Raw genomic sequence first — 11,700 nt, 5'->3', positions numbered from 1 at the left:
GTCATAGTCAGCTCTTTATATATAAGTTAATTTTCATGAATACAACCTATATCTTAGAGTTTGGCTATGCATTTTTTATGAATAAGTATTTTACAGACTTGTTATAACATGATTTATAGTTTCAACCACATTTTTCATATTATCATTTATGAAGAAATGTCCTCCTTGGAAGGCGTATTTCTTACATTGTTTTCTTGTATAACCTGACCATTCATCTATTTTTTGGACATCCACCAATTTATCATGCATACCATAAAAAATAGTTATGGGATAATCAAATGGGTTTTCTCTATCATTATATTGATATGTTTCAAGAATCCTAAAATCAGCCCTGAGTATTGGAACAAAATAGCTAGCTAATACTCTATCTTCAAAAACTTCAGCAGGAGTAGCACCATATTCTAGGATAATATTTTTAAACTTATCTTCAGGTAGCCTATAACAAAGTTCTCTCTTACTTTTAACATGTGGAGCATTAGAACCTGAAAATATTATATTAAGAGGATTATTTAGACCGGATTGTTTAATTTTGCAGCTTAGTTCATAGGCAATTATACTCCCCATACTATGTCCAAATATTACATATGAAGAGTCATTTAAAAAATCTTTTATTGATAAAAAAACATCATTAACTGAGTCTTCAAGGGTTGTATATAAGGGTATGTTTCTCCTTCTTCCCCTTCCAGCCAGTTCAACTCTGTATATTTCAATAGATCTGTTAAGATATTTTGTCCATTTACTGTAAATCATCGATGATCCACCAGCATAAGGCAAGCAGATTAATCTAATTTTATCCATTTTACCACCTCACAAGGGCCTTGAACATTTTATACAATTCTAAGTCACTCCATAGTATAATGTTATCTGAAAAATTATTGGCTCTGGCACATACTGAAAGTTTGTAATTTTTATCTATATCATATTGTTTGAAATAACAATCCTCAAAACTACCTTCTCTTTCAACCCGTATGCCATCATTACAAAGTTTTATATTAAATGAATTAAGTGCCATATACAGGCCTTTTCCAACAGCTTTAATATAACTTTCTTTTAAAGTCCAAAATTCATAAAATAAAGGCAATCTAGAACCTTCATCTGATGTTAGAATACTGCCATACTCACTTTCAGAGAAAAAACGCTGAGCAATACTAAAATCAATAGGTTTAATTTGTTCAATATCAATGCCTACTGGTAGATTATGTACTGCACACACTATCCAGTGTCCTGAATGAGAAACATTAAAATGAATATCTTTGGGGTAACTTAACAATGGTTTTCCATAATAATTTTTTGTAATACTTAAATCTTCATTTCTTACATGAAAGTTTTTACATAAAATAAATCTTATTAATATTTCAGACATCACTCCCCTTTTCAAATCTTCCAATTTATAAAATTTTTTTACTCTGTGAAGTTTCTCTTCAGAAATAAACGGCATTAACTCATTCAATTTATGAAAATTCACATTATCACTTATAGTAACAGCGTAGATATTAACCATATGGAACTCCTCCAGATACAAAACCCTCATAATTCCAATACAATACATACATTATATATTTTTAGAAATATACAAGTCAATAATTCAACGTGTAAAATGACAAATATTAACACGGAATTAACGTACAATTAACTAATATGACTAATTTTTACACAAAATTACACTAAATTCACATTTCAATATCCCACATAAAATTTAGTTTTAGTTAATTGTTGTATTAAATAATCTACAAAGATACATTAAAAGCTTTTTTCCATAAGACTGTGACCAATATAATCAATATAATTAAATATACATATATACCATAACTTATAAAAGTACAGAAATAATGTATTCCTGCCAATGCTCCTAGTAATATCATAAGAACAATTAAAATTAGTCCTTCTCCCTGTGCTGAAGTCTGTAATTTTTCTGAGAAAGGCAGGGATTTTTTCATTAATTTAAAACATATAACTGTAAACAACAAAATATTAAAAAGCAATACAAATATATCCGGAATTATTCTGATACCAAATATAAATACAAACAGTATAGATTCCAGAACATATACCGGAAGCATAAGCTTTACAATGAAAGCTTTCAAAGTTCCTTTAAATATAGAAGCAGTGTTTTCAATTGGCATAGTTTTATAAATCCAGGCACCTCTATAGTTTACGGAATATTTCATCATCATGATTACAGAGGGAAGTATTAATGTACAAAAATATAAATTCAAATACATCTTGCTGGAAGCTATGTTAGATAAGCTTTTATACCCTATGTTATTGAATATAAATATAAATGGAAAAATCAATGAAAATCCCAGTGATGGATAAACCTTAAGCTTAAATTCCCTTTCGTTTTTCATCATATAGGAGGCAAATTTGAAAAATATTTTTTCCTCTCTATTTGAACATATTATACTGGATAAGGCTATAGACAGCTTACCTTTAACCTTTTTACTCTGAACACCGTTATTGTTTAACTTCTGCAGATTTTTTTCAAAAGTTGGTATAAACTTTACATATATAATTATGGAAACTATGGGTACAATTAATGCTAATGCAGCAAATATCACAATAAAATGACTGTAATTATGCTTCAATATGAGTTCAAAAGGAGCACTAAACCATACTGGTGGTAAAAAATACTGCCACCATTTGGGAGTTAAGATTGGCTTTAAGTCTACAATATTGAATAATCTCCCTATAAATTGATATCCTAAAGTTATGGTTATAGATAGTATTATTTGAACATAATTTATTATATCCTTTAATTTCTCACCGTCAAAAAACTTTAATATGACCAGATACAATAGAGCTGTTATTATTACTATAAATAGATCGGATAGAATTATTTCAATAAGAAATATTAAAAAAAATAAAAATCCTTGTTTTATTAAGGCTGCTGCCAAAGCTGTCCCAGAAATTGAAATGGTTATTAAAAACATATATATGCATACATGAATTATTTTTGCAGTACTTAAAGTTTCATTATGTACTGGTTTTGAAGATATAATATTTTTATCCCTTATGTCTAAAAGTACGGAAGAAAAATCAGAAATTAAGGAAGTCATAAGCATAAACATGAGAATTCCAAATACAAAACTCATTTGAAACATAAAATTTTTATCCATAAGAACAAATGGAACCATAATTATCCCTATAATTACATAAAATAATAACGACTTTTTCAAATTATTTTCATTTTCACTTTTCTTTTTAGAAGAATTTTTTAATATTGTAGGCACTCGTCTTCCATCCATGAGAAGCTTCATCTGTAGTATCCTTCTCATTACAATGTAATCTATACCATATTTTTTAAATACACCCTGAAACTTATCCAAAAACTTTAATACTCTGAAATCTTTCATAACTGCTGCCTCTTTTCAATTATAGATACAAATTCTTCAGCTATGGACCTGTGCTCATTGAACCCTACTAAATTATTAAATATTCTTTCCAGTGATTTTTCCTCCGATTTATTTTTTAAATCCTCAAAAGTCCCATCAGCTATAATTTCACCATTATTAAGAAGTACTATCCTGTTGCTTATCTTCTCTACTACATCCATTATATGAGATGAATAAAATATGGTTTTGCCCTGAAGTGCCAGTTTTGCAAGTATTTCTTTTACTACAATAACGCTGTTGGCATCTAATCCGCTTAAAGGTTCATCATAAAATAGTATGTCTGGATTGTGAAGTAAACTTGATATTATAAGTACTTTTTGTTTCATACCTTTAGAATAAGAAGTTATTCTTGAATTGTAAACTTCATATATACCAAATAGCTTCATAAGTCTTTCTGCTTTTTTATCTACTTCATTATAATTTAATCCGTAGAGTTCTCCTATAAAAGTTAGGTATTCTCTGGCTGTAAGACTATCATATATTTCTGCTGTCTCAGGTACATAACCTATTTTCCTTTTATATTCTATATTACCGTCACTTATGTCTTGTCCTAAGATTCTTACCTCTCCTTCATATTCCCCTATGAGTCCAAGCATTATTTTCACCGTAGTACTTTTCCCTGCACCATTAGGTCCTATATATCCTATAATTTCACCTTTATATACCTTCAAATTCACCCCTTTCAACACCTGTTTTTCCCCAAAGCTAATTTTCAAATCTTTTATACTTATTAAAGGTAATTCTTTGTTTTCCAATAATATCACTCCAGTCTGCTTTCTTTTAGATAGATTTTATCATATTATGCTGTATAAATAAGTTTGATTTAATTATATTGTAACAAATTTTTAAAAATCTAATAACATCACAATACATATGTGATAATCATTTGAACATAAAAAGACAGAAAGTTAAACTTTCTATCCTTTCATGTTATTATTTTTCGTTCTTCAAACAGGTTTAATAATCTTTATTCCAACACAGTAATTAGCTAAACCATTTTCTTTAAAGTAGAGATACGCATTTCTCACAGACAAACTCCACCTGAACCTAATAATCACATTATTGTTACATCTGTTCTTTCTATATCCGTAATTTGTCCATGTTTATTAAAGTATTTATCTGTTTTCTTATACTTAATGCAAGTACACCTGTCAATATGGTTGCAAATAAATCTGCAATGGTTTGAGTATAAATCACTCCGTTTAACCCTATGATTTGTGGCAAAATTAATATTACAGGAATAAAAAATATGCCTTGTCTTGCCATATTCAATATACCCCCTGCCTTGGCTTTTCCAATTGCTAAAAATAATGTTGAATATACAAATTGAAAACCAAATGTAATAAACATAATATTATTAGCTCTTAACGCCCTATTGGCTATATCAATAACTTCAAGATTACTACTGAACATAGAAACAATGACTCTTGAAAAAACAAACATTACAATTGTCCATATAGCACAAAAGCCTGTAGTCCATTTAAGAGAAACTTTTATTGCTTCTCTTAATCTTGTGTAATTTTTCGCCCCATAATTATATCCTGCCATTGGTTGAAATCCTTTCATATATCCAAACACAACATAAGTACCTAATGAAACTACTCTAGTTACAATTCCCATAGCTGCTACTGCAGAATCTCCATAATCACTAGCTGCCATATTTATCAATCCCATGGATATAGTTGTTAATAATTGTAAAATAAGCATAGAAACTCCTATTTTAAATATTTGAGAATAAATTTCTTTCTTTAAAGAAAAATTAGAAATTGATATTTTTACATAACTTTTATCACTAAAAATATACCATATATATATTAAAGCAGTAACACTTTGAGCCACCAGCGTTGCAATAGCTGAACCTTTTACTCCCAGATTAAGTGCATATATAAATACAGGACATAGAATTACATTTAAAATAGCACCTGTAAATATTGAAACCAGAGAAATGACTGAAGCACCCTGGGATACTGCTAGATTACCCATAGAAACATTAAAAGCACTTACTATTGATGCTATTATGAATATAATTGCATAAGATTTTGCGTAAGGTAATATAGTTTCAGTGGCTCCCATAAAAACTAAAATATCACTTAAAAAAATCAAAAATAATATAGCTATAATTATGCTTATAAATATACAACTTAATAACGCTGTAGATGCAACTTTGCTGGCTTCATTTTTATTTCCTGCTCCTAAAAGTCTAGATATATAAGATCCTCCACCACTTCCAAAAGTCAATCCTACTCCTGAAAAAATAAGTGATATAGGAAATGCCACAAATACTGCAGCCATGGCACTTGTCCCAAGTCCACTTACAAAATAAGCATCTATTACATTATAAAGTGCATTTACAAGCATAGCTGCAATCATAGGTATCCCAAATTTAAATAAACTCTTAGAAATATTACCTTCACTCATTAATTTTATTCTACTATCTCCACTCATATTTACCATTTCCTTTCACTAACTAATTATGGGTTTTTTCTTGTTGCTGTATCATTTAAAACATCTTTAGATGTAACTGTCGCAATAGCAATCCTCATGATTTCCCTCCTTTAGTATAATCTTAGAAAAATTTTAGAATTATCATATGAAAATTATTATCTATTCATATTTTATGGTATAATAAATATCAAAGCAATATGTATACCCATGTTCAAATTTAAAATTAAGAATCTCTGTAATCCCTTATGTGAACAGTATTACAACCATATTTTAAACATGATTACAGTTATATTATGATATTATTTGACTTTATCGTGATATTATTTTATGTTACACTAAAAACATTAAATGAATTTGTATAAATAGGAGGAATTTATTTTGATTAAATCCCTTGAAGAATATTATGAGATAGCCCTAAAACAACTAAACTTTGTATATATACCTGAACTTTCTTACCCTTATGACAGTACATATAAGATGTTTCCTCAATATGGAGAAGGATTTCTTCGAAAAATCAATTGGAATAATTTATTCTTTATATTGATTGCAGATTTTACTCCAAAAGAAAATTTTGTACGTATATCTGAAATTAGTCAAAATTATTTAGAGATAAGTCAATTTGAAACAGATTCCAGTTCTTTTAAAATAAAAGGTAAAAAACTGAACCTTGTAGAAAGGGGTATTTGTTACTATATAAATACTAGTAAATTGGTCTATGCTTATTGTGATGTGGGAAAGCCAGCTCGTTTTACTAAAATATTAATAACTGAAGATTATTATCATAACTTTTTGAATCATGAATATTTAAAAGATTATAAAAATCATAAAGACGCTTTTCACTTTTTATCACAAAATCCTAATATTCCTGAATTAAATTTTATTTTTCAACAGATTAGAGATTGCCAGGCAAAAGGCACTTCCCAGCAACTATATTTTGAAAGCAAAATTCTAGAAATACTATCCTTAATTACCCACAATCTAGAACAAAGACAATATCAGGAATCCTTAAGTGTAAAGTTAGATAATAAAGATTTAAGATATTTAAAAAAAGTTGTTAATTTTATGAAAAAAAATCTATCTTCTTATCCTTCTATAGTGGAATTAGGTAAAATTGCAAACATGAGCACAACAAGATTTCAAATGGCCTTCAAACAAATTTATGGGGCTACAGCCTATGATTATTTAAGAGAAATGCGTATGAATTATGCCCTTTTGTTATTAAAAGATTCAGATTACAGTATCAAAAACATCGCAGCAAAAGTAGGGTATAATAATGCTGGACATTTTGCTGGAATTTTTAAAAAAACTTATGGCATAGGACCAAAAAATTACAGGAATATTCACCGAATCAAGTAATTTATGTGTTCAGATAGAATTTACTTATTGGGGCATAATCAATACTTATCCCCTTTGAATGAAGATTGGTAAATAAGCAATAATTAACTTTAAAAAAGGGCTTCACCATTTTATATGGTATCACCCTAAATATATCACCATTCATTATATGGTAGGAAAATAAAAAGGTAAATTACTCCTATTTATATATATTTAATTTAGGAATTAAATTTTAGAAAATATTCTACTTTCTTTTAATCCCATTTCAACATCATCATATTTATTCAGCCATTTTTTTACTTCATCATTGTCATAAGAAATAGCTTTATTTACCCATTCATTACAGTAGGAACATATAATTTCAGATACACCTTTACTACCCTCTGATAACTCTTGATTATTCATTCCAGCACAAAGTTTTTTATCACATTCAAAATTTTTTACGAATTTATCTAAAAATCCATTTAATTTTTTATTATCAATATATACTTCAGGAAGATTAAATATATCAAAATATTTGGTAAGCTCATCTACATTGTATTGACTTGCAAGTAATTTCATCTGCTCTGGTGTTTTTTGGACTTTTAACATTTCACTCATTTTAGGCCATAAAAGTATATCAAGTAGATTTCCATCATAAGAGCGGGTAGCATAAGCTTTAATAACTCTTGTAAGAAATTCTGTAGTCTTAGTTCTTTCTACAAGTTTTATAGATAATTTATAATTATTTGTCTTTTTGCAAAGTTCCTCATAATATCCTATATCTTCAGGCCTAATCCAATCTGAACTAATTAAATTAACGGGATTTCTCACTTTCTCATTTAAGCATTTCAATATACAATAGTCTATATATTCTGCTTTTGATGCATTACATTTTTGACTTGCATGAGATTGCCCTGTCCCATGCATTACAGCATAAGGACATGAATGCAGACATACATTATTAGCAATAAGTCTCATTGAAACATTCTTATCTCTTGTATAAATTAGCATTTTTTCTAATGCTTCAAAATCCCTGTTAATTTTATGTCCTAAAGTTATCTCATCAGCGCCAAGGTTTGTCCAATATCGTACATGATGTATATCGTAAATATAAGCATATAATCCTATAACTACCTTTAAATCCGGGAACTGTTTTTTTATTATTTCACATAAATAAGGAGAATTTATAGTAATAGAATCTATTCCTATGTTAATAAGTTCATAAAGATACCTTAATATTTTCATATGACTGCTCGATTCAACTTCTTGATTTTCCATACACATAGGATTTATTAGATAATTAAATGCTAAATCATTATCATGACATAATTTAATATAACTTTTTAATTCTTTCATAGATATATCAGGAAGAAATGTAGATGCTCTACCTCCGCCAATGAAGTCACTTTTTAATTTACCGAAAACAGAATTAAAGATATTTTGTTTATTATACTTTGAAATTATTTCAATCAATTCTGGATCAAAATTTGTTCCTATACAATAGGTCATTTTAAACTTCTTCTTATCTTGTTTTATTTGATTCATCTTATATCTCCTTAAAATATATTGTGTACAAGGTATTGTAAGCCCCTTGTCATGGCATTGAATTAATTATTAACTGCTAACTTTATATCGAAAAAGCCTACCTTAATACCATAATCTATCATTCTCTTTATCAATTTAGCATCTGGTTTTTTCCACTTAAAGCCCATTTTTCCCAATAACATTTCCGTTTTTTCAGAAGCATCCACAAAAAATGTCTCCACACTCCAAGGCATTAAGTATGTGTGTACCAATAGGCTGTCAATATGATCCTTTAAATTTTCATTTTTATAATTATAGTATAAATAGTCAAGAAACTTCTCATATTCGTACCTATTTATTTCAATACCTATCTTTTGTAAATAATTAGAAAATTCATTAAAAGTAATTTTTTTAGAATTTTTTATATGATATATCTCATTTTGTAATTCTTTTCTTGTGATAAGCAAGAACATAGCCTTGCATACATAGTCTACATATGAAAATTCCAAAAATCCAAATGGAAATTCAGGTATTGCCTCAAGTTTAACGAGAGTATTTATCAAGTTGTAAAATGCACTTTTTTCTATATTTTCTTGGAACATTCCAGATTGGGAGTTAAATACCACATTGCCAAGCCTTAATATAGTGGTATTAATGCCCTCTTTTCTGGCCTGTACCATAAGTTTTTCTGCTTCAAATTTAGTCTTGGAATAAAAATTATCAATCTCATGTCCAATATCTAAGTCATATTCTGTATAAAGAACATTAGAATAACCATTCAATTTTCCTGTTCCAACAGAAGTAGTAGATACATGAAATATATCTTTTTTGATTGAATTTTGGGCAAATTCAATAATTTTTTCTACAATTTTAACATTTGTTTTATACAGTTCATCATATACACCAAAATGAGCCACGTTAGCTGCACAGTTTATTATGCAGTGAATTTTTCTTCCAAGTTCATCATAAGTATCCTTATTTAATCCAAGATATTCTTCTGTCAAATCTCCATTAAATGGTATTATCCTACTATTATATTTTTCATAAAATTCATATCCAAAATAAAATATTATTTTGTTCTTAAGCTTTTCTTTAACTTTATCCCTACTACTTCCTCTTATAATAGTGTATATTATAGAATTAGTATTTTTTAAAAACTCATAAAGCAAATGGCTTCCCACATATCCTGTAGAGCCTGTAATTAAAATACTCTCATATACCTTAACTTTGGAAAGATCAATTTCACAATAATATTCTCTATTTTTTCTTCTGTAATCCTTATACTCTTTTTCTAATTTTTGTTCTAGGTCACAAAACATGCCTTTCCTTTGAAGATATTGTTTCTTGTACTTTTCAATACTGAACTTTAAGTTATTATTCTTACTTTTGATTCTTTGTGATAACTTTGAAATTGTCTGATTTTGAAATATATCATTTATAGTAATTTCAAATTCGCCATTAAGTCTTGCATACATTTTTATTGCTGTTAAAGAATCTCCCCCCAATGCTAAAAAATTATCCTCTATTCCTATATTGTTACAATTCAATATCTCACTCCATACATCCACCAATTTTTTTTCTACTTCATTTCTAGGAGCCACATAGTTATCCTCCAATTCTACCTCTGGCTGCGGCAGATTCTTTCTATCCACCTTGCCATTGGCTGTCAATGGTATCTCCTTTATATCTACGAAATATTTAGGTACCATATATTCTGGAAGTTTCCCCTCTATATATTCTTTTAGCTCACTTCTTTTTAATCTAACTTCACTTACTATATAGGCACACAAAAACTTTCTTCCTTTATTATCCTTACTGTCTACAACCACTGCATTTTTTATATTTTCATGTTTTATCAGTGCATTTTCTATTTCTCCCAGTTCTATTCTGTGTCCTCTTATTTTTACCTGATGATCTTTTCTCCCCAAAAATTCTATATACCCTTCACTATTTAGTACTCCATAATCTCCCGTTCTGTACAGACTGCCCAGTTTAGGATGTTCTATAAATGCATTCTCCGTCTTTTCTTTATCTGCCATATATCCTCTGGCAAGTCCCCTTCCTCCAATATAAAGCTCTCCCGGTACTCCTGAAGGACAGAATTCCATTTCATAATTCAGTACATAAAATTTCTGATTTGCAAGAGGCATCCCATAAGGTATACTCCTCCAGCTGTCTTTTATATCTTTTATAGGGTAGTATATAGACCATATGGAAGCTTCCGTAGCTCCTCCCAGGCTTATTACCCTGGCTTCTGGAAAATTTTCTTTTATTTTCTCAGGAAGATTAAGTCCTATCCAGTCCCCACTCAGCATTACCAGTCTTAACACATTATTATATTTATAATCTTCTATACTATTTAAATTCATATTTTCCAGCAATATATCCATTATTGCAGGTACAGAGTTCCATATGGTGATACCTTTTTCTTTCACTACATCCATGACATTTTTTACATCCCTTACATCATTAATCTGTACAAGGGAAGCTCCAGAAGACAGGGCTCCAAATATATCATATACAGATAAATCAAAGCATAGGGATGACAGTCCTATTATTCTGTCCTTTTCACCTACATCAAACTTTTTGTTTATGTCTATTATGGTATTTACTACAGCACTTTGAGATATTACTACTCCTTTAGGTCTCCCGGTACTTCCCGAAGTGTATATGATATAGGCAGTATCCTGTGGATTATACTTTATTTTGGGTACTGTTTCCGGGTATATACTTAAATTTTTATCTTCATAGAAACTTGACTTTAGTATAGTCCTGCAGTTACTGTTTTCCAGTATATATCTTTTCCTATCTTCAGGATATTTTGGATCTACAGGTACATACGCTGCTCCTGCCTTTAACACTCCCATTATATTTACTATGGTTTTCATATTTCTTTCCCCATATATGCCTAGGTATTGTCAAAAATTTTAATATAATTTCTGACGTAACCCTTTTATTTTTAACAATTTTATATAAATAACTTGCTCCCCCCAAACTTTTAGGGTAAATTAGTGATTTGCAA

The 11,700-nt window shown here is 29.0% G+C and carries 8 protein-coding genes; 1 reads left to right on the top strand and 7 read right to left on the bottom strand.

Annotated elements, in window-relative coordinates; translation table 11 throughout:
• Positions 1–90 precede the first annotated feature (90 nt).
• From BS101_RS09210 to BS101_RS09190, 5 genes are all read right to left on the bottom strand, one after another.
• Entirely contained in the window at positions 91–798 is a 708-nt protein-coding gene (locus BS101_RS09210) for a thioesterase II family protein (RefSeq protein WP_073538560.1), read from the bottom strand.
• Between the two features lies 1 nt (position 799).
• Positions 800–1,501 carry a 4'-phosphopantetheinyl transferase family protein gene (locus BS101_RS09205; protein ID WP_073538559.1) on the bottom strand — a complete coding sequence of 234 codons (702 nt, stop codon included), beginning with the start codon at positions 1,499–1,501 and terminating at the stop codon, positions 800–802.
• Positions 1,502–1,727: 226 nt separating this feature from the next.
• Entirely contained in the window at positions 1,728–3,353 is a 1,626-nt protein-coding gene (locus BS101_RS09200) for a hypothetical protein (RefSeq protein WP_073538558.1), read from the bottom strand.
• The gene (locus tag BS101_RS09195; RefSeq protein ID WP_073538557.1) at positions 3,350–4,147 is read right to left on the bottom strand and encodes an ABC transporter ATP-binding protein; all 798 of its coding nucleotides are present in this window, start codon (positions 4,145–4,147) and stop codon (positions 3,350–3,352) included. The genes BS101_RS09200 and BS101_RS09195 overlap by 4 nt, the downstream gene beginning before the upstream one ends.
• A 325-nt stretch (positions 4,148–4,472) precedes the next feature.
• Positions 4,473–5,837, bottom strand: a complete 1,365-nt coding sequence (locus BS101_RS09190; RefSeq protein WP_073538556.1) for an MATE family efflux transporter — start codon at positions 5,835–5,837, stop codon at positions 4,473–4,475.
• A 378-nt stretch (positions 5,838–6,215) separates the two neighbouring features.
• On the opposite strand from BS101_RS09190, the gene BS101_RS09185 reads away from it, so the two are divergent.
• Entirely contained in the window at positions 6,216–7,193 is a 978-nt protein-coding gene (locus BS101_RS09185; protein ID WP_073538555.1) for an AraC family transcriptional regulator, read from the top strand.
• A 204-nt stretch (positions 7,194–7,397) separates the two neighbouring features.
• Here BS101_RS09185 and BS101_RS09180 read toward each other — a convergent pair whose 3' ends face one another.
• Together BS101_RS09180 and BS101_RS09175 are read right to left on the bottom strand one after the other, a co-directional pair.
• The gene (locus BS101_RS09180) at positions 7,398–8,699 is read right to left on the bottom strand and encodes a U32 family peptidase (RefSeq protein ID WP_073538554.1); all 1,302 of its coding nucleotides are present in this window, start codon (positions 8,697–8,699) and stop codon (positions 7,398–7,400) included.
• 62 nt (positions 8,700–8,761) lie between these two features.
• Positions 8,762–11,584 carry an amino acid adenylation domain-containing protein gene (locus BS101_RS09175; protein ID WP_278335283.1) on the bottom strand — a complete coding sequence of 941 codons (2,823 nt, stop codon included), beginning with the start codon at positions 11,582–11,584 and terminating at the stop codon, positions 8,762–8,764.
• Positions 11,585–11,700 lie beyond the last annotated feature (116 nt).

The organism is Clostridium kluyveri (genome assembly GCF_001902295.1).
In the GTDB taxonomy this organism is placed as follows: domain Bacteria; phylum Bacillota; class Clostridia; order Clostridiales; family Clostridiaceae; genus Clostridium_B; species Clostridium_B kluyveri_B.
This window is presented reverse-complemented; position numbering and strand designations above follow the sequence as displayed.

Bases quoted from the DNA above. Each gene is read 5' to 3' on its own strand.
- BS101_RS09180 (WP_073538554.1), bottom strand. From the start codon at position 8,699: ATGAATCAAATAAAACAAGATAAGAAGAAGTTTAAAATGACCTATTGT.
- BS101_RS09205 (WP_073538559.1), bottom strand. From the start codon at position 1,501: ATGGTTAATATCTACGCTGTTACTATAAGTGATAATGTGAATTTTCAT.
- BS101_RS09210 (WP_073538560.1), bottom strand. From the start codon at position 798: ATGGATAAAATTAGATTAATCTGCTTGCCTTATGCTGGTGGATCATCG.
- BS101_RS09200 (WP_073538558.1), bottom strand. From the start codon at position 3,353: ATGAAAGATTTCAGAGTATTAAAGTTTTTGGATAAGTTTCAGGGTGTA.
- BS101_RS09190 (WP_073538556.1), bottom strand. From the start codon at position 5,837: ATGAGTGGAGATAGTAGAATAAAATTAATGAGTGAAGGTAATATTTCT.